15 protein-coding genes are annotated in these 20,361 nt (G+C 61.7%); 10 read left to right on the forward strand and 5 right to left on the reverse strand.

Annotation, left to right across the window (positions count from 1 at the left end; all coding sequences use genetic code 11):
- Positions 1-10: 10 nt before the first annotated feature.
- Positions 11-469 carry a hypothetical protein gene (locus GM668_RS26260; RefSeq protein ID WP_155441935.1) on the reverse strand — a complete coding sequence of 153 codons (459 nt, stop codon included), beginning with the start codon at positions 467-469 and terminating at the stop codon, positions 11-13.
- Between the two features lie 98 nt (positions 470-567).
- On the reverse strand, positions 568-1,392 hold the full coding sequence (locus GM668_RS26265; RefSeq protein WP_155441936.1) for a hypothetical protein: 825 nt from the start codon (positions 1,390-1,392) through the stop codon (positions 568-570).
- Positions 1,393-1,707: 315 nt separating this feature from the next.
- On the opposite strand from GM668_RS26265, the gene GM668_RS31640 reads away from it, so the two are divergent.
- The 3 genes from GM668_RS31640 to GM668_RS26280 all read left to right on the forward strand — a co-directional run bounded on the left by GM668_RS31640 (position 1,708) and on the right by GM668_RS26280 (position 4,362).
- Entirely contained in the window at positions 1,708-3,246 is a 1,539-nt protein-coding gene (locus tag GM668_RS31640) for a methyl-accepting chemotaxis protein (RefSeq protein ID WP_155441937.1), read from the forward strand.
- Positions 3,247-3,290: 44 nt separating this feature from the next.
- Positions 3,291-3,491: a hypothetical protein gene (locus GM668_RS26275; protein WP_155441938.1), complete on the forward strand. Its 201-nt coding sequence runs from the start codon at positions 3,291-3,293 to the stop codon at positions 3,489-3,491.
- A gap of 172 nt (positions 3,492-3,663) precedes the next feature.
- A complete protein-coding gene (locus GM668_RS26280) occupies positions 3,664-4,362 on the forward strand; it encodes a DUF3334 family protein (protein ID WP_155441939.1) in 699 nt (232 codons plus the stop codon).
- Between the two features lie 74 nt (positions 4,363-4,436).
- Here the strand turns inward: GM668_RS26280 and GM668_RS26285 are convergent, their stop codons facing one another.
- On the reverse strand, positions 4,437-5,207 hold the full coding sequence (locus GM668_RS26285) for a substrate-binding periplasmic protein (protein ID WP_229499937.1): 771 nt from the start codon (positions 5,205-5,207) through the stop codon (positions 4,437-4,439).
- Positions 5,208-5,342: 135 nt separating this feature from the next.
- Here GM668_RS26285 and GM668_RS26290 point away from each other — a divergent pair, with 135 nt between their 5' ends.
- The 7 genes from GM668_RS26290 (at position 5,343) to GM668_RS26320 (ending at position 18,198) form a co-directional block, all read left to right on the forward strand.
- Positions 5,343-7,337 (forward strand): DUF6351 family protein, encoded by a 1,995-nt coding sequence (locus GM668_RS26290; RefSeq protein ID WP_155441940.1) that lies wholly within the window; start codon positions 5,343-5,345, stop codon positions 7,335-7,337.
- Positions 7,338-7,518: 181 nt separating this feature from the next.
- Complete coding sequence (locus GM668_RS26295) at positions 7,519-8,850, forward strand: hypothetical protein (protein WP_155441941.1); 1,332 nt, start codon at positions 7,519-7,521, stop codon at positions 8,848-8,850.
- A 26-nt stretch (positions 8,851-8,876) separates the two neighbouring features.
- Entirely contained in the window at positions 8,877-10,220 is a 1,344-nt protein-coding gene (locus tag GM668_RS26300; protein WP_155441942.1) for a hypothetical protein, read from the forward strand.
- Between the two features lie 43 nt (positions 10,221-10,263).
- On the forward strand, positions 10,264-16,326 hold the full coding sequence (locus GM668_RS26305; protein ID WP_155441943.1) for an AAA family ATPase: 6,063 nt from the start codon (positions 10,264-10,266) through the stop codon (positions 16,324-16,326).
- On the forward strand, positions 16,326-16,841 hold the full coding sequence (locus tag GM668_RS26310) for a chemotaxis protein CheX (RefSeq protein ID WP_155441944.1): 516 nt from the start codon (positions 16,326-16,328) through the stop codon (positions 16,839-16,841). The genes GM668_RS26305 and GM668_RS26310 overlap by 1 nt, the downstream gene beginning before the upstream one ends.
- Positions 16,842-16,871: 30 nt before the next feature.
- Complete coding sequence (locus tag GM668_RS26315) at positions 16,872-17,246, forward strand: response regulator (RefSeq protein WP_155441945.1); 375 nt, start codon at positions 16,872-16,874, stop codon at positions 17,244-17,246.
- A 49-nt stretch (positions 17,247-17,295) separates the two neighbouring features.
- Entirely contained in the window at positions 17,296-18,198 is a 903-nt protein-coding gene (locus GM668_RS26320) for a sensor domain-containing diguanylate cyclase (RefSeq protein ID WP_211923458.1), read from the forward strand.
- On the opposite strand, the gene GM668_RS26325 is transcribed toward GM668_RS26320, so the two are convergent.
- Both GM668_RS26325 and GM668_RS30625 read right to left on the reverse strand, forming a co-directional pair.
- A complete protein-coding gene (locus tag GM668_RS26325) occupies positions 18,195-19,613 on the reverse strand; it encodes a cytochrome P450 (protein ID WP_155441947.1) in 1,419 nt (472 codons plus the stop codon). The two genes, GM668_RS26320 and GM668_RS26325, sit on opposite strands and share 4 nt — an antisense overlap.
- A gap of 124 nt (positions 19,614-19,737) precedes the next feature.
- Positions 19,738-20,361: hypothetical protein (locus tag GM668_RS30625; protein ID WP_211923459.1), on the reverse strand; the 624-nt coding region annotated here is incomplete at its 5' end.

A 20,361-nucleotide genomic window follows, 5' to 3' on the forward strand; every position in this document is an offset into this window, starting at 1 on the left:
CGTGATGCATTCAATTTAAATCTTCAATATCGGATATTCTGGCTAATAGCTTTCCATACTCCGTTAAATCATCTTGAAGAGACGCCAGCTCACTTCGAAATTGGACGGATTTGTTTTTTTCTAGATGAGAACAGTGATCGAATTCTGTATGCCAACGCGTCAGAAATGGCCGCAGTATGACGTTCAGAGTTGCAATGGCGACTCGAGCAAACCGTTGCGCCGAGGGGCCATGGCGCTTGAGAATTTCCCGTGTGGTTGGAAAAAGCATATAAATGCTTTGCAGGGCTTGCTTCTCACTGCCTTCTTCATCGGGAAGCCGTTGCAGGCTTACGCGTGTTACCAGTTCGATATAAAGCTCCCATGCCGCAAGTCGATCATTGTCTTGGGCAAGAAATTCTCCTTCAATGAAGCCAAGCTTCAGTTGCAGTTTCGAAAGACCCCATTCGCCCAGCATGTCGCGCCACTTCATGATGTCTCCTTGATGTTGGGAAGGTTCAATGAACTGGCGGCCTGTATCACCGGCCACCGACAGCGCCTGCTGTAATTGCGGCATTGGCGAACGGAGCGTCAGTCTATTTTTTCATAGTGCTTGGTGGCAGTAGGCCGTGCCGCTTTAATGGGGACATTAAGTCGTTGAGCACCAACTATTTCGGCGATACTTCCGCGTGATATGCGGTGCGCTTTTCTGCTTGCTAGTTGTTTTTTCTTGATTGCGAGACGTTTCGATGCGGCGGCATCGCCTGCCAGGGCAAATGTCTCGTGGGTCTGCGTCAATGGATCATAAAAACCGATGTAGCCTCCTGGATTGATACCGAAGGAGGTTAACGTTGCACCGTCGTGTTTTATTCCAAGGAAGTCATTTCGACTGCCGGGCTCTGCATCGGGGGTGAAGTACAGTGGCAGCACGAAATTGGATACGCTGACGCTGTCAATTTGATAGGTTTCGTTTTGTACCGCATCGGACATTTCGTACCAGTGGAATACCGTTCTGTCTTGCGCGGGATGGGGGCCGGCCACCAGCAGATTGACTTGGGGATCGGCAATCAGTTCCAGTGCTTCGTGGGAAAGCGTTACGGACCAATCTTCCCCCAGTTGTTTGGCCAACTCAGTAAAGACGAAGCCGTATGGTATACCTCGTGCATTTTGATCGTGATAGCCAAGTGCACCGGCCACGTCTGTATGGTCCCACAAATAAAGTATCGCCTCGCCGCGCATATCTGGTGGCCACAGCTTATCCGGTTGACTTGTACTACGTCCTTCCAGCCGCAACTTGGCCTGCAACCCCCAATGTGGGGCAAAGTCCTCGCTGATCTGGCGATTAATCGCGCGTAACACGCGCTGTAATTCTTCGTCGGAAATCGTATCAGTGTGGTTGATAACAGTGATAAACATAAGAGCTCCCTGTAGTTGGTTTGGACGCTGTGACCGGCGATGGTCGCTGCGTATTCAATATAGGAACTCTCGTGATGTCATATTGTCACCAATTGTCACTGCCAGTGTATCTCGTGAACTGGACCTATGATTAAGCGGATGCAGCTTGACGGGTCTTCTAATAGGTAGAAGCACCGGCTGTCACGGTTGGGCTTTTTGCGTTTTAACGTCGTTCGTGGAGCTCACCCTACGTAAAAGTTTCATACTGCAAGGTTTTCCAGTATCGTTGTTTGACGCATCCCGGCGCCGACCGGGAGCAAACAGGGGAGAGCCGCGATGAAACTGCGCAACAAGATGGTGCTGTGCATGGCGATAGTCTGTTTCGCGTTTTTTGGGGCGCTGGCGGTGGCGCTATCGGGCATGAAAAGCGCCCGCGACCAGTTCCAGCATTTCCTTGAAGTGGACCTGGCCCAGTTGCAGACCGCTACCAACCTGTATGCGCAAGGTTTGCAGATGGGGCAGGCGTTGCGCAATGTCGTGATCGACCCCAGCAATAAAACCGGCTACAAAAACCTGGAAGATGCGGGGAAATCGTTCCAGGAATACCTGGTGGCGGCAAAAGAATTGACGGATCCGCAAAGCGCCACCGGCAACATGTTCGCGGAAGTGGCGCAATTGCGCGAAAAGCAGGCTGCGCTGCACACCAAGGTGCTGGGTCTGGCGGCCAGCGACCAGCCCGCCGCCGTGCAAACGCTGAACAAGGAAGAGACGCCGGTGTGGCGCGACATGCGCGGACGCTTGCTGGATTTCATCAAGGCCAAGAAGGAAGACGTCAAAACCGCTGAATCGGCCGTGATTGCTTCGACCCAGCGCATGCTGTGGATCAGCGTGGGCCTGGCGGCGGCGGCACTGGTGGCGGCCGGTGGCGTGACGTACCTGTTGTCCGGCAGCGTGATGCGCCAATTGGGCGGCGAACCGGATTATGCGGCCGGCATTGCGCATCGCATTGCCGCTGGCGACTTTACGGAACAAATCGCTACCGCCCACGGCGACCGCAGCAGCCTGCTGTCCGCCATGAAAGCCATGCAGCAAAGCCTGGCGGGCATCGTGTCGCAGATCCGCAGCGGCGCCGATACCATTACCGCCGCGTCGCGCAACATCGCCGATAGCAATCTTGACTTGTCCACCCGCACCGAACAGCAAGCCCATTCGCTGGGACAGACTGCCAGCGCGATGGACGAGTTGATCGGCACCGTCAAGCAAAATGCCGGCAATGCGCGGCAGGCCAGCACGCTGGTGGCGGCCACGTCGGAAGTGGCGTTGAAGGGCGGGACGGTGGTGTCGGAAGTGGTGGCGACCATGGGGGCCATCAACGCGTCGTCGCGCCGTATTGTCGACATCATCGGCGTGATTGACGGCATTGCCTTCCAGACCAATATCCTCGCGCTGAATGCCGCCGTGGAGGCGGCGCGCGCGGGTGAACAAGGCAGGGGCTTTGCCGTGGTGGCGGCGGAAGTGCGCAGCCTCGCGCAGCGTTCAGCCACGGCCGCCAAGGAAATCAAGGAATTGATCGGTGAATCCGTGCACAGCGTGGAGCAGGGCGCGCACCTGGTCGAGCAGGCGGGCGCTACCATGGATGAGATTGTCGCCAGCGTCACCCGCGTCAGTTCCATCATGGGGGAAATCGCGTCGGCCAGCGAAGAGCAAGCGTCCGGCATCGAGCACATCAACGGCGCTATTGTGCAGATGGACCAGGTGACGCAGCAAAACGCCGCCCTGGTGCAGGAAGCCACCAGTGCTGCGCAAGCCATGCAGGAACAGGCGGCCGCACTGGCCGGAGCGGTCAGCGTCTTTAAACTGCGGCACACGGGATAAAATGGCGCCTTCCCCATGCAACATGGCATCAAAGAGGCAACAAAATGGCAAAAAAGAAAGAAGAGCTGGACCCGGAAACCATGGAATTGATCCAGTGGTGTATCGAAGTGGAGGGCTGGCTGGTCAAGGGTGGCGCCACGGTGCAGCAGGCGCAAGAGCACATTGAAGAGCAGGTCGAGTGGTTCACCGACTTGTTTTATGACGGCTTGTCGCCAGAGGAAGCAGCCAAGGAAGCCCTGGCTTAACCACGCTGTGGCAGCGGCAATGTTAAAATCTTGCTTTTTAACATTTCCGCTGCAGCATTTCCACGGAATCAGCGATTACGGTGGACGAGACAGGGGCGCTTCAGTATTCTCATGGTATTAACTACGGGCAAACTGCGTTTGCCGGTGCGACAAGACCAAAACAGGGGGCAGCATGGCAGTGGAAGTAGATGATAAGAGCATTGTGTACGGTACAGAAGATTTATTGACAAGTTTGTGCAATTCGGTGACCCGCGTGCTGGGCATCGCCACGCAAAGCAAGGTGCACTATTCCGCCATGGTGCAGCGCATCACCAAGGTGGGCCTGAAACCGGATATTGGCTGCTTCGTCCTGTTCGATGGCGGCTTTACCGGCCTGGTGGTACTGAATTTCTCCGCCGATACGGCGATGGAAATTTACGAGCGCTACATGCTGCACATGGGCATGCCGAAGTCGGAACTGGCCAGTTCGCACACGTCCGACGAAGTGTCGAACATCATGGGCGAACTGATGAACCAGATCGTCGGCGACTTCACCGGCAAAGTGCGCCGTGAACTGCAAACCAACATCACGCAAAACCAGCCGAAAATGCTGGTGCTGACCAAGCAGGTGATGCTGAACGTGGATACGCCGCTGGACCGCCCGGAAATGCGCCGCGTCTCGTTCTACACGGAAAAGAACAATGTGTTCTACCTGGAACTGGCAATCGACCGCACGGAATTCATCCGCCTGTACGACTTCGACCCGATCGACGTGCCGGATCCGGACAAGCTGCTGGCTGAAGAGCAGGCAACCGGCGGCGCTCCGGCGGGCCAATCGCAGCAACTGTCGGCCGATGACAGCGATGAATTGCTGAAATCGCTGGGTATGTAAAAACGCGGTTCAGTGCTTCAAATGAAAAACCTTGCGGGTGACAGCGCAAGGTTTTTTTTCGCGCCTCCTGGTTTTTACCGGTACTTTTGCAGGATTTTTTCCAGGACACCCGCTTGCAGCAGCCGCTCCTGCGCGGCAGACAATTCCTGCAACGACACCACGCTGTACTTGGGCCGCGCACAATACATGGGGAAGCGGCTCACGACGAATGGCGAGAGCGCCAGGCCCGCCATGCGCGGGTCGTTGCGGCGCAGGTAGTGGAAATCCAGCGTGCGCATCACCGAATAATCCGTGCGCCCCGCCAGTTGCTTGAGCAGCAGCGCAGTTTCGCCCGGCGCATCATCACGTTTGGCTTTACCCGATGAAAATAGCGGATCGAGCTTGCGGTATGAATAGCCGTGTACGCCGCCGATGGTTTTCCCTTCCAGGTCGTGCAACGATTGCACAGGCAGCCCGCCGGCGGGGCCGATGACCCGTTCTTCCACGTCCATGAATGGAGCGGGCCAGTCATATTCGGCGGCAATGTCCGCCGTCAGCCAGTCCGGACTGACAAAGCAGCGCAAATCCACTTTGCGGCCTTCCACCGCCCAATCCTGCCGCTTGCGGGGCAACACCACGTGGACGGGGCGGCGCCCCAGTTCGCGGGCCAGCGCCTCTTGCCAATCCTTGATTAAGCCATCCGCCAATTCCGGGCCATGCGCGGTATTGCGGATCAGCCCCATGGGCAATGAACGGCCATCGACCACGAGGAAACGCACAGGATCCTGCGCCTGCACGGCTGTGCTGCCTGCACATGCAGCCAGCGCCAGGATGGCGGTCAATGTGGCTTTCAAGGTGGAATGCATAATGTGGCCATCTTATGACATTGAATCCATGCGGCGATGTATATGTGAACTGTGTGTGGCTATTTTGTTTGCACTCTTGCTTATCTCAGACAGATGGGCTTGCATGTACACTTAGGCAACATTACAGGAGAGCGCATGGACACCCTTCGACACCACACGATCACCCTGGCGCTGCTGGCCGCCACCGCCGCCGTGCCTGCTGCAGCGGCAGAACAGCAGCAGCCATTTATTTGCCGCACGCAGGAATCCGGCTTGGGGCAGCCGCTGATTGATAATCAGGATGGCGCCGGCCATCCCGTGCTGGATGCTGCCACCGGCAAAGTCGTCGGCTACAGCCGCCTGTGCCACATCGCGCCCCGTACGGAATATTTTTATTTCAATGGCAGCGCCTTTAAGCCGTTCGATCCGGCCACCGGCTATGCGCAGCCGCCTGCCGACTTGAAAACCATCGCGTATGACGGCGCCCCGGCGCCGTTTGTGATCCGCGTGGAAGGCGGCGTCATCAACCGCTTCATGTACACGGTGGCCATGCTGGCCCCGCGCCCGCCGTCAAGCGAAGCCCCGGCCACGGGCAAGTCGCCATCGCTGGCGTGGAATGGCAAGCTGATTTACTGGCTGCGGGGCGGTGTCGGCATCGGCCACCAGCAGGGATTGGCCATGTGGTTCAACGGCCAGCTTGGTTCGTCGGAAAAGGCGCTGATGCCGCATTTGCTGGGCAAAGGCTATGCCGTGGTGACGTCGTCCGGCAATGAAACCGGCGTGCACTACAACATGCGGCTGGCGGAACAAACTGCCCGCATGACGAAAGCGTACTTTGTATCGGCCTACGGCCAGCCGTCGTACACGCTGGGCATCGGCGGTTCCGGCGGCGCCGTGCAGCAATATATGTTTGCGCAAAACGCCCCCGGCCTGCTCGATGGCGGCATTCCGATTTATTCGTATCCGGACATGGTGACGCAAACCATCCCCGTGTCGGATTGCCCGCTGCTGGGCCAGTACTTTGCCGATGCCGTGGCGCGCGACCCGCAATCGCCATGGGCGAAATGGAGCAGCCAGGAACTGGTCGAAGGCATGCATGCCAGCGATACGGCGCGCAATGCACTGACGGGCGGCACGGGATCGACGGAGTGCATCAATGGCTGGAAATTCGCCATGCCCACCGTGATCAATCCCGTGTACCGCGATCCCCGTTTCGACAAGGGCGCGAAAGCCTATGGCTACCAGCCCGGCGTGCTCGATGCCGTCAAATGGACGCACTGGAATGACCTGGCCGACATTTATGGCACGGACAGCCAGGGCTATGCGCCTATCCCCGTCGATAACGTGGGCGTGCAATATGGGCTGGCGGCGCTGGCGGGCGGCAAGCTGGCGCCGGATGAATTCCTGCGCATCAATGCCTGCGTCGGCAGCTGGAAAGAACAGCCGGAATTCGTGCAGTGGGACATGAATGCGGACCCGTTTGACAGCCGCAATATGCGCCGCAGCGCTTCCTGCCGCGAGCCCGATGGCGTCCCGGCGCCGCGGCGGGCCGGCAGTGTCGATGCGATGCGTAAAGCGTATACGTCCGGCCACGTGTTTACCGGCGCGAAGCTGGGCATCCCCATGATAGATTTGCGGCCGTACCTGGAGCCGGAATTGAACATGCACAATGCACGGCAATCGTTCTCCGTGCGCGCCCGCCTGCAGCACGCCAATCCGGCGGAAGTGAACAACCAGGTGGTGTGGTTTGCGCAAACGGATCCAGACCTCGTGAAAGCGGTATTGACCGCGGTGGACGTCATGGACCGCTACCTGTCCACCAAGGCGGCGCCGCGGGAATTTACCGATACGTGTTTTGGCGCGCAGGGCGCCGTGCTGGCGTCCGGCGCTGGCGTGTGGGACGGCATCCTGGACAGCAAGCCGGCCGGCGCGTGCACGCGCGCCTATCCCGTCTATAGCAGCCCGCGCATGGTGGCAGGCGACGGTATCCGGGGCGACTTGTTCAAGTGTGCGCTGAAGCCGTTAGCCGCTGCGCTGGCCGATGGCACCTATGGCAGTGTGCATTTCACTGCGCAGCAGCAGGCATGGCTGGCGCGCATCTTCCCGCAGGGCGTTTGCGACTACAGCAAAGGGGATCTTGGCAAGCCGTAAAGGCATTTGGTAAAAAAACCACTGAAAACCATGGAAAACCCCTGATGATTCCCGTGCGGAAGGAGTAGAATCGCGCAAATTCGGTGATTCCGCCGGGAAACATGGTAGCTTACTCTGTAAGCCGGTAAAGTCAATGATTTTCGTTGCCCTGTTGCAACTATAGATGAAGGAGGCGGATGGTATGGTGGAGTTGTTCAGTGTGGACCTGGTGTATCTGCCCCAGCAGGGTGGCAGTGTGATCAGTGAAGATGCATTGCTGTCGCTGTATTCTGTTCCAAACGTGCCGGGCCAGGCGCAGACGCTGGCAGAGGCCATCGAACACTGGTTCGGCATGACGTTGCTGCATGACCGCTTCGCGCACAGCCAGGGTCTCGATCCACAGTGCCTGCACGTGAAAGCGCAGCCGGGCGCGCCGTGGCGCATTACCGTCGCTTACAGCGGCGACGCGGCCCGCAGCGATTGCAGTGAATATGGCAGCCGCTGCCAGACCGGCCTGTCCAGCCTGCTGACGCATGGCGCTTCCGCGTTCTTTGACACGATTCCGAAATTGCGTGAGCTGGGCATGTGGGATCCGCTGCCGCGCGCACCGAACGCCAAGCCATGGCGCCCCTTCCTCGGTATTGGCCTGCCGCTGGTGAACCAGAAGGCCGTGCAATTCTTCCACTATCCGCCGATCCGCCTGCTGGAAGGCACGCAGAATTACCTGGCCGACCCTGTGCCGACCCGCTGGGAACATTTATTGTGGGTCAATGGCGTGGAGCGCGACGGCGTGTCGCTGTATGAATCCGTGATCGATTGCGCGCCGATTGCCGCCGACGATGACCAGGGCAGCGGCCCGTTTGCGCACATTCCGCCCACCGTGCCGTATTTTTCGCAATACCAGGCCGACCAGCTGCGCGCGCTGCTGGAACGGGGGCGCAGCGAATTCGGCGTGACGCCGCCCGTGGTGGCGTATGGCGGCAAGGCCGTCCCGCAATTCAACAAGCTGTTTGGCACGAACTTGTCGACCGCGCAAAGCGCCGCCGTCACAGGCAACGTGATTCCCGGCCGCCGCACGGCCGTGCTGGGCACGGGCCACCCGTACAATTTTTACTATCAGGCGCAGCAAGCCCGCCACGATGATGACCCGGCCCATTACTATGTCGGCAATGGCCATTTGACGCCGGAAGTGGCGGAACGCGGTTCGGCGGCGCGTGAAAAAGTCGTACGCATTGCCGTCGATGACCTGGTGGCGGCGCGCTGGCAAATCCGCATGGCGGCGCAGCCCGATGCGGACCCGGTGGACATGCTCGACAAGTGCCGCGCCGATTGCGGACTCCAGCGCCAGGATGGGCAGGGCAGCCAGTGGGTGCTGCAGGCGGCCGGTCCGCTGCGCGACCTGGCGGAATACCTGACCGACTACCATGGTTCGCTGCTGTATCCGGACTATGGCAGCAGCGATGCGCAAGCGGCGCTGCGCTACCAGTACCGCACGGAATGGCCTGAAATGCGCCATCCGTCGCCAGCCATTTAAAAAATAATGATCCTAGGGAGAACAGCGTGAACACGGGTGCAATCAACCTCGAAAGCCTGATGAGCCGGGCCAACATTTTTTTCACCAGCGGCTACCGCCTGCGCGGTGAATTGCACATCGGCTGGTTGCAGCAGAGTGTCGAACAAGTGGTGGCGTCGGTGGCCAAGTTTGGCCACGCGCTGGCGTATGAAGCGCAAAACCGCTACCAGTGGGTGCAGGCAGGCCCGATGGCGCCATGCTTCCACGTGACGGAGTGCGATGATTTGCAGGCCGGCTTTGAAGCGCTGTGCCGCGACAGCCTGGCGTTTCACGGCGACGGCCGCCATTGCCCGATGACCGTTACCGTGCTGCGCCAGCGCGGCAATTCCCATGAATTCATCATTGCGCAAACGTGCGAGCACACGTACGTCGATGCGCGCGGCGCGGAAGCCGTGTTCAACCTGGTGGCCGACCATTACAACGCGCTGTGCAACGGCGACGCCGCTGCGCAGGCCGCAGCGCTGGCTGCCGCGCGCCGCATGGAAACCATGCCCGGCAAGGACATGGGCGCGCTGCTGGGCAGCGAGCGCCATGACCGTGAAGCCAACCTGGCCGTGCTGGGCAAGTACCCGCTGGCCGATGAAGGCCGCTTCGTGATCCAGCTGCATGAATTGCCGCCGCTGCTGGAACAATACCGCAGCGAGCGCCACACGCCGCTGGTGGGCTTCCATGACATCAGTGAGCGGCTGGCCGAATGCCGCGCCCAGTATCCGGAAGTCACGCAAAACAGCGTGATTTGCGCCGTGCTGGCCAAGGCCACCCACGACCTGGGCGTGCAGCGCCGCCAGGTCAAGCCGGGCCATACGGTCAGCTTCAAGATGCTGTCGGATTTGCTGGAACCGGCGCTGCGCGAGCGCTATTGCGGCAATTACATTGCCTTCGTGCCGGTCAGCGTCGATGGCAGCCTGCCATTGCCGGAAATGGCCAAGGCCGTGCATGACCGCATCCGCGACTTCAAGGAAACCCGCCAGGACGTGACGATCTTCCAGCTGACGGAAGAAGCCGTCGATGCTGGTGTCGTCGGCGAAGCAACCGATTCGCTGTCGTTCGTCGTCACCAACTGGAACAATTACCGCTACCTGAGCGGAAAGGAATACCTGCAGGGCTGCCAGTCCGTGCGGCACCAGAGCGGCGTCAATATTTCGCCGCGCGATACGCTGGGCGCGGGCCTGGTCAACCGTCCCGTGATGGTGGTGAACATGTCGGCGCCGGGCGAAGCGTGCATTTCCTTCTTCCCGTCGCTGCGCGCGCAGCAGGAAAACCGCGAACTGGCGGGACACATCGAAGCGCTGTTCGGCAGTGCATCGGCATTGGCTGCGCAGGCGGCATAAGCCGCGGGCGCGGCGTTTCAGGCAGGCTTATTGCAGATTATTTATGCAAATTAATTCGCAGTTCACGCTGTTCGAAGAGTTGTACGGTTCCGCCAGCACGCGTATCTGGCGCGCGGCCGCCGTGGCCGATGGCCGCCCCGTCGTGCTGAAGATCTTGTCGGAAGACGAAGCGTCGCACCAGCCGCACTATGCGCAATTCCAGCGCGAGTTCCAGCTCATGCGCACGCTGCATGACGTGGATGGCGTGAACCGCGCCTATGCGCTGGAAAACGTCAATGACGCATTGATGATCGTCAGTGAAGACATAGGCGGGCGCTCGCTGGCGCAATTGCTGGAAGGCGGCCCGCTGGCGCTGGCTGCCGGCTTGCCGCTGGCGATCCGGCTGGCGGATATCCTGGCGGGCGTGCATGCGAAAGGCATCATCCATAAAGACTTGACGCCCGCGAACATCGTATGGAACCGCGCCACCGGCGCGCTACGGCTGATCGACTTTGGCATCGCGTCGCAGCTGGACCATGAGCGCAGCGGGTTCCAGAGCGTGCATGAACTGGAAGGCACGCTGCATTACGTATCGCCGGAACAGACGGGCCGCGTCAACCGCGGCATGGACAGCCGGTCCGACCTGTATTCGCTGGGCGTGACGCTGTACCACCTGTTCACCGGCATGCTGCCATTCGCAGGGCGCGCCGGCATTGAACTGGTGCACGCGCATATCGCGCTGACGCCCAAAGCCCCCCACCAGTGCAATCCCGCCGTGCCGCAGCCGCTGTCCGACATCATCATGCGGCTGATGGCGAAAAACGCCGATGACCGTTACCAGAGCGCGGCCGGCCTGGCGCACGATTTGCGCCTGTGTTCTGAAGCGCTGGCCGATGCAACCGCGTCGGCCATGCCGGTGCAGGGCTTCACGCTGGGCGCCCATGATGCGCTGGGCAGCTTCCGCATCCCCGGCAAGCTGTATGGCCGCGAGCGCGAAGTGGAAGCCATCGTGGCGGCTTTTGAGCGGGCGGCCAGCGGACCGGCGGAACTGTTGCTGGTCGGCGGCTTTGCCGGCAGCGGCAAGACTGCGCTGGTACATGAAGTCCACCAGCCGCTGACGCAGCGCCACGGCGGCTATATCGAGGGCAAGTTCGACCAATACCAGCGCGATGTGCCGTTTTACGCGTGGCGCATGGCGTTCGAAGGTTTTTGCCACCAGTTGCTGAAGGAAGACGAAGCGGTGCTGGGCCGCTGGCGCGAACGCATCTTGCGCGCCGTGGACGGGCAGGGCAAAGTGCTGGCCGAAGTCATTCCATCGATTGAACTGGTGATCGGCGCGCAGCCGGACGTGATTCCGCTGTCCGGCAGCCAGGCGCTGAACCGCCTGCACTATGTGTTTGGCGCTTTCCTGCTGGCCGTGTGCCGCGCCGAGCATCCGCTTGCCGTGTTTATCGATGACTGGCAATGGGCCGACGCGGGTTCGCTGTCGCTGCTGGAAGCCGTGATGGCGCAGCCGCGGCTGGAATCGCTGCTGCTCATTTGCGCCTACCGCGATAACGAAACGCCGCCATCGCACCCGTTTTCGCAAGCCGTGGCGCGGCTGCGCGCCGTGTCGGCGCCGGTCAATATGCTGGAAGTACAGGCGCTGGCGATTGAAGACGTACAGCAAATGGTGTCTGACACCTTGGCCGGTTCGCCCGGCTGCGACGCGCTGGCGCAACTGTTGTACGGCAAAACCCACGGCAATGCCTTCTTCCTGCGCCAGCTGCTGGCCGAGCTGCATGGCAGCGGCGCGCTGCGCTACGACCTGGTTCAGCGCCAGTGGCACTGGCACGATGAAAACATCGCCGCGCTGGCGATTGCCGATAACGTCGTCAGCCTGATGAGCGCAAAAATCGCGCGCCAGCCCGGCCCCGTGCGCCAGGCATTGCTGTATGCATCGTGCATCGGCGACCGCTTTGAACTGGCGACGCTGGCGGCATTGCTGGGGCAGCCGCCGCATGAAGTGGCGGCCGAACTGGAAACCGCGCTGCAAGCAGGGATCCTGGCGCCAGTGGGGGTCAAATACCGCACGGCGCGCCAGCCGGGCCATACGGATGGCGTGCATTACCAGTTCATCCATGACCGCGTGCGGCAAGCCGCGCACGGCATGCTGGGCGAAGACACCAGGGCGCGCCTGCACCATTCGATTGCGCGCCAGTGGCTCGACAGCTGGGATGACAGCTTGCGCCGCGCGCGCATCTTCGATATCGCCAACCAGTTCAATGCGGGCCGCGCGCTGGCGCAAGATGCGCGCGAGCGCGGCGAACTGGCCGAAGTCAACCTGGAAGCAGGCAAACGGGCCCGCGCTGCGGCAGCGTATTCGTCGGCGCAGGCGTACTTCACGCTGGCGATTGAATCCGGTCCGGCGGCCATCTGGGAACAGCAGCCGTCGCTGGCGATGGAACTGTACCTGGCGGCGGCGGAAACCGCGTTCCTGGCCAAGGATTACCCTGCCATGGACCAGTGGGTCGACGAATTCCTCGCGCGCCGCACGGACCCGGTGGAACGGGCGCAGGCGCTGAAAATCCAGGTGCAGGCGTGCGTCGCGCAAAACCGCCTGTCCGATGCGGTCGACGTGGCGCTGCATGCACTGTCCATCCTCGGCATGCCGCTGCAGCGCACGCCGCGCCAGCTGCGCGTATTGTGCCAGGTGATGGCTACCAAGCTGGCGTTGCGCAACCGCTCCATTGAACAGTTGCAGGCATTGCCGGCCATGACGGATCCGTCGATGCTGGCCGTGATGGATTTGCTGGGGCTGATTTTGCCGCCCGCGTACTGGATTTCCGAAGGCTTGCTGGCGCTGGTCGTGTGCAAGATGGTGGCGGTGTCGCTGTCGCATGGCCACTCGCCGAACGCCGGCTATGGCTTCGCGTGGTGGGGAATTACCGAATGCGCGCTGCTGGGCAACATCGAGCTGGGCGTGAAGTTTGGCGAATTCGCCAATGACCTGGCGCGCCGCCACAATCTGAATCTGCAGCAGCCGCTGTTCTTCGCCGCGTGGATTATCCATAAGTTCCGCCACCCGCTGCGCACCACCATCCCCATGTTTGAAGAAACCTATGCGCTGTCGCTGCAAAAGGGTGACTTCGAATATGCGTCGTATGCGCGCAATAACCACATGCAGGCGCTGTTCCACACGGCGTGCCCGCTGCCGGATTTGCTGTCGCGGATGGAACAGGCGCATGCCGACTTGCAGCGCTTCCAGGTGGGGTCGTCGCTGTACTGGCATGCGATCTGGTGGCAGGCGGCGCACAATTTCGTCGAACCTGGCGATGCGCCGTCGCTGCTCAATGGCGAAGCGTACCGCGAGTCGGAATTGCTGCCGCAGCACCAGAAAGCCAACGACGCCAGTTCGCTGTTCCTGCTGTACAGCGCCAAGCTGATGCTGGCGATCCATTTCAACGAGAGCACCAATGCGCTGTCCTTTGCACGCAGCGCGCGCCAATACCTGAAAGCCGGCGTCGGCATGCACGCATTCGTGCTGCACCATTTCCACGAATCGCTGGCGCTGCTGTTGCACAGCACGGCCGCAGATTGGGCGGCGCGCCGCCGCGTGCTGCGGGTGGTCGACGGCAACCAGGCAAAACTGAAATTGTGGGCGCATCACGCGCCGGATAACTACCGTTACCACTGGCTGCTGTGCGAAGCGCTGCGCATGAAGTTCAAGGGCAAGCTTGATGCGGCGTGGCAATTGCTGGACGAAGCGATTGACTGCGCGCGGTCGCAGGGCCAGCTGCATGAAGAAGCGCTGGCCTGCGAAATCGCGGCGCGCGCCTTTATGGCGCAGCAGCGGGAACGGCTGGCCGGCCATTATTTGCGCCAGGCGTTGCTGATGTACGAGCGCTGGGGCGCGGAAGCCAAGATATTGCAATTGTCCGGCGAATTCGCCGGCCTGCTGGCCACGTCGACCTTGCATGGCGAGCACACGCTGCAGGCGGGCGGGCGCACCATCACCTTGCGCGGCGGCCGCACCATCGGCACCGGTGCGATGGCGCAAAATGCGTTCGACATGCAGGCCGTGACGTCGGCGTCGCAGGCGATTTCCAAGGAAATCCGCATTGCCGACATGGTGCGCACCTTGCTGACCATCGTGGTTGAACACTCGGGAGCGCAAAAGGCGCTGCTGATGCTGCGCCAGGGCGAATCGTGGCGTGTGGTGGCCAATGCTGAAGCGGGCAGCGATTTGGGCGGCGAATCCGGCATCGAAGTGGGCACGTGCGACGTGCTGCTCGACAGCGGCGCACAAGCCATGCTGCCGGTATCGCTGGCGCAGTACGTGCGCCGCACCATGCGTCCGCAAGTGCTGCAAGACGCGCGCCAGCAATCGATCTTCTCGGGCGACCCGTATCTGCAAAGGGCGCGTCCGCGCTCGCTGCTGTGCGAACCAATCGCGCACCAGGGCAGCCTGCTGGGCATGCTGTACCTGGAAAATACCTTGACCGTGGGCGCATTCCCGGAAGAGCGGCTGGAACTGTTGCGGGTATTGGCCGCGCAGGCTGCGATTTCGCTGGAAAATGCGCGCCTGTATGCGGATATGGAAGCGCGCGTGCGGGCCCGCACCCGTGAACTGGCGGAATCGCTGGAAACCGTGCGCGTCACGGGTGAACAGGTGGCGGCGCTGCTCGATAATGCAGGCCAGGGCTTCCTGTCCTTTGGCGCGAACATGGTGGTGGCGCCGCAGTACAGCCGCGCGTGTGAAACCATGCTGGGCCAACCGCCGGCCGGCCGCCACGCGGGCAGCCTGCTGTTCCCGTCCGACCCGCACAGCGCCGACCTGCTGGCCGACGCCACCGCGCGCGTGCTGGCCACCGACGATCCCGACCGGCGCGAAGTCATGCTGTCGCTGCTGCCATCGGAATGGACACGCGAAGGGCGCCAGTTGTCGGCCGCGTATGCGGTGCTCAATACGGGCCGCCTGATGGTGACCTTGACGGACGTGACGGAAGAGCGCCGCCTGGCCGAGCAAGTGGCGCAAGAACATGGCCGCCTGAAAATGGTGCACGCGGCCGTGGCGGAGAGCGCGGAATTCCTCGACAGCGTGGCCGCGTTCCGCCAGTTCGCGCGCGACGAATTGCCGCAATTGCTGGCCATGCCGCTGCCGCCGCAAGCGCTGCTGGAGCGCGTCTACCGCGAAGTGCACACGTACAAAGGCGTACTGGGCCAGTTCTGTTTCCAGCATGCGCCGCAAACGCTGCATATCGTGGAAAGCGGACTGGAAGCGCTGAAAGAGCAGGGCGATGCGCTGACGTTGCGGGGATTGGCCGATTATGTGGGCTCGCTGGCGCTGGACCAGGCGGTGGCGGCGGACTTGGCGGCGCTGGAAAGCGTGCTGGGGCCGGCCTTCCTGTCCGGCGGCAAGCGCTTGTCCGTGACGGACGAGCAGGCGCGCCAGATGGAGTCGCTGGTGATGCGGCTGCTGCGGGGCGAACAAGTCGACATGGCGGAAGCGGGCAAGCGCAAATTGCTGATGATTGGCAACCTGCACAAGGTGGCCGTGCGCGATGCGCTGTCCAGCCATGACCGCACGATGGCTGCCGTGGCGGCGCGCCAGCGCAAATTGCTGGCGCCGCTGCGCTTTGCCGATACGGAATCTGTATGGCTCGATCCGGCCGTGTGCCGGCCCTTCCTGCGCTCGCTGGCGCACGTGTTCCGCAACGCCGTGGCGCACGGAATCGAAGCGCCGCAGCAGCGCCGCGCGGCGGGCAAGCCGGATGCGGGACAAATCACGTGCACCATCGTGCGCAGCGATGACTGGCTGACCTTGGAAATCGCCGACGATGGCGCAGGAATCGACTGCGCCGCGCTGCGCGGCAAGGCGCGCGAGCGGGGCTTGTATGACGATGTACAACTCGATGCAATGGGGGAAACAGGATTGCTGGAACTGGTATTTGCCGATGGGGTCAGCACTGCAGCGCGCGCTGACCAGTTTTCCGGGCGCGGCGTCGGCCTGGCGGCGGTGCGGGCGGAAACTGTGAAGCTGGGCGGCAAGGTGACGGTGGCCAGTACGCGGGGGCAGGGGACGCGCTTTACGTTCCGCCTGCCGCTGGCTGCGCTGGCGGCCACGGTGGAAAGCGAGGTGCTGTAATGGACGCTGAGATGATGGGACGCATGATGGCGTCCGCGCGCCAGCGCACCCGGCAATTCCTCAGCGAAGAATTACAACTGGAAGTGATCGGGCATAGCCAGTCGATGGGCAATGTCGATGTGCTGGCGCTGCGGGACACCACAGTGGTCGTGGGGATCGGCGGCGCCGTCAATGTGCTGATTGCGTTTGGTTTTCAGCCGGAACTGCTCGATGTGTTGTTTTCCCGCTTCACTGCCGACATCACGGTTCCAGAAGCCCAGCAGCAGCGCTACCGCATGGCGTCGGCGACAGAAATAGCCAATATCATTGCCGGCCACTGCACCGATGATTTACCCCAGGTGGGAGCGGCGCTCCCGCTGTCGGCGCCCGTTGTCTTGGACGAAGTGCGTGATATCCTTCGTCCCCGCGAAGCGCAATTTGCCAGCATGTCACTGCGCACGCAAGCCGGCAGTATGGAAATCAGCTTTATTGGCCCGGCGGCATTGTTCGACCAACAGTTGAACTATGTAGATTAAAATATGCAAGTAAAGTTTCAAGGATGAAATATGGCGGCACTGAATGCACTGGTTGTAGATGATTCAATCATTACTACAGACAAACTTGTTAATATGTTAACCGAGCTGGGCCACAATGTATTGCAAGTGGCCGGCACCGGGCAAGAAGCGCTGGCAGCGTACCGTCAGTTGCAGCCGGATTTCGTCACGATGGATATTACGATGCCGGATATGGATGGCGTGCAGGCAACGCGCCTGATTGTGGAAGAGTTTCCGCATGCCAATATCATCATGGCAACCTCGCACGGCCAGGAAAAAATGGTCCTGGCGGCGATCGATGCCGGCGCCCGTGGTTACATCCTGAAGCCGATCCGCAAGGAAAAGCTGCAGGAATCCATCGCCAAAGTAATGCGTCCGCGCGCCTGATAACTGTTTTTTTGTGATGCCTTCTCCGCTAGTGTTTACCAATCCTGCCATGCCCGAGTATTGGGCCAGCGCCTTCGACGTGGTGCCATTCCCCATTTATGTGGTGGATATGCAAACGTTGGAGCTCATCAATGTGAACCGTGCCATGCGCAAGCGCACGGGCGAAATCGACGGCAGGAAATGCTATGAAGCGATTTATGGCAAGGACAAGCCTTGCGCATTTTGCGCCATCGGCAACATGCAGAACGGAGAAATGGGGCAAACCGTCATCTTCGAGCATTTCAATGACACGGATGACCGCTGGTACCAGTTGCAGGAAACCCGCATCGCGTGGTTCGATGGCCGTCCCGCCAAGTATTCGATTGCCGTCGATGTGACCCAGCTGAAAGGCGCGCAAAACGCGCTGGCCGAAGCGCATGCCGACCTGGCTATCAAAAACCGGGAACTGGAACGGCTGACCGTGACGGACAGCCTGACGGGGATCGGCAACCGCCGCCACCTGACGGCGGTGCTGGACCATGAATTGGCCAGTGCGCGCCGCAGCCACTTGCCGCTGTCGGTGCTGCTGATCGACGTCGACCGCTTCAAGCAAGTCAACGATACGTTTGGCCACCAGACCGGCGACTCCGTGCTGGCGCAAGTGGCGGGCATCATCGTGCGTAATATCCGTGCCACCGATGCGGCGGGACGCTGGGGCGGCGAGGAATTTATCGTCGCATGCCCTGGCACGTCGGCACAGGCCGGCGCCGCCGTGGCGGAAAAGCTGCGTGCGGCAATTGCCGCCCATGCTTTCCCGACCGTGGGTTCCATCACGTGTTCGATCGGCGTGGCGGAATGGGCGGAAGGGGAAACCGCCGGGCTGCTGCTGGCGCGCGCCGATGCCGCGCTGTACGTCGCCAAAGGTGCGGGCAGGAACCGCACGTCCGTGGCGGGCGGCCCGCTGTCCGGCTAATCCCGTAATTTGAGCCGCACCGGCATGCTCGATGGCCGCATCGTGAACGCGGATTCTTCCTTGATGTCATCCGGGTTGCCGGCAAATTCCATCGTAAAGTGACGCGCCAGCATCGACAGCACGAGCCGCTGTTCGACGCTGGCCAGGTGCCGCCCCGGACACACGCGGGGCCCGCCGCCAAATTGCAGGAAGCCGTGCGCGTCGTGCGGCTGCACGTGCTCATGTCCCGCCGCCCACCGCTCCGGCAAAAACGCATCGGGCTGGCCGAAACGGTGCGGATCCTGCATCGCGGGCCGCAGCACGAAAAATATCGGCGTGCCGGCCGGCAGCGCCACGCCGCCCAGCACCACATCCACCAACGGTTCAAAGAATAACAGCGGCGCGATGGGTTTCAAGCGCATGGCTTCATGCGCGACACCATCGAAGTAATCGAGTTTGCGCACGTCGTCAAACGTGGGGCACAGGGGAGCGTCGCCAAATACCTGGCGCGCCGCGTCATGCATGCGTTCCTGGATGTGCGGGTTTTTGCACAGGCAATACATGGCCCACGCGAGCGAAAACGCGGTCGTGTCTTCGCCCGCCATCAATACCGTGAACGTGTTGGCAAAGATGGCGTCATCGGACATGGGCGACCCGGTTTCTTCGCCTGCCGCCAGCATGGCTTCCAGCAAGTTGTGCGGCGGCTCACCCGGGTGGGCGGCGCGCCGTGCGCGGGCCCCGGTAATCAGGCCAGCCACGTAGTGCTGCACTTCACTGAGCGCATGGTCGAATTGCCGGTCGCGCGGCAGCTTGACGTAGCGCCACCACGGGAATGGCGCATTCACGCGCGACAGGATGGTGGGGAAGATGTACGCCATGTGATCCTGGATCGCGCCGCCGCTTTGTTCCAGCGTGTTGGGATCGACGCCGAACGCCAGGGTGGTGGTGGTATCGACTGTGTAGCGCGTCAGGTCGCGGCACATGTCGATGGTGTCGCCGTTGCGCGCGGCGCGCTGCCATTGATTGAGCAGGCGTTGCGTGATCGCGTGCATGGACGGGAAGAAAGTGCGGAAGTGGTTCGACGCCAGCGCATGCATGATGAGTTTGCGCTGCGGCAGCCAGGCGTCGCCTTCGGCGGAAAAAACGCCATTGCCGCCCATTTCCGACAGTACCGACTCGATCGGCGAAAAGCGCCGGTAGCGGTGGGGGCGTTCGTGCAGTACCGTGTGCATCAGGCTCATATCGGAGGTGACGAAGACTTGCTTTGGGCCCAGCCGGATTGTCAGGGCCGGGCCATATTGCTTGACCCAGTCTTCCAGTATCGTGTGAATGCGCACGGGATCCAGTTGCAGGGCGTTGCCCAGCAGCGGTATGCCTTTGGGGCCGGGCAAGTCCGCCAGCGTGCGGACGCCGGGGTCGATGGTGTCAGGCGCCATGAAAACCTCCCGAGTTCCTTGCACCATGCGTGCCGGATGGCGGCGCATGGGCATTGCTGATTGGATTATAGCCACGCGGGACGCTTTGCACGGTACGCGGCGTTGCAGTGCCGCGTCAGGTGCGTTAATCGAGGTCGTAAGCGCTCAGTTGCTTGCGCTCGCCGTTGCCGGGCGCCGGCGATTCCAGCAACAGCATGCCGTTGACGGGCGACCACACGGCGTCGGTGGCCTTGTCGATGGGAATGCGCGCCAGGCGGCGGCGTTTCGCGGCGTCATAGACCGACACCGCGTCCGCTTCCACATAAGCGCCGATGGCGCCACCGAGGCCGATAACCGTGCCAGGTTTGCGCAGCGGCACATCGCCCGGCTGGGCTTCCAGCCCGGACCACATGACTGTCCCCAGCCCGGCGCGCGTGGCGCGCACGCTGTCGAAATAGCCCGGCAGCCAGCGGTAGCCGCCTTTGGGGGCCACGGCAAGGGCGGCAGCTTCCGGCGCAAACACGGAACCGCCATCCTGTTCGGCGGCAAACACGGGACGGCTATTGGCGACCTTGCCCTGCACCTGGCGCAGCGGTTTGCCTTCCGCCGAGTAGACGATGGCGATCGCGCTGCCCATACCGCCGCGCTGGATCGGCGTGTTGGCGATGGCGGCCCGCAATGGCGACGGGGCGGCAGCCGTGGCGGCAACGGGAACGGGCGCTTCCTGCGTTGCCACGGGCGCAGGCGCCGGGGCGGCGGCGGCCGGTGG

This window comes from Pseudoduganella ginsengisoli (assembly GCF_009720865.1).
Taxonomy (GTDB): domain Bacteria; phylum Pseudomonadota; class Gammaproteobacteria; order Burkholderiales; family Burkholderiaceae_D; genus Rugamonas; species Rugamonas ginsengisoli.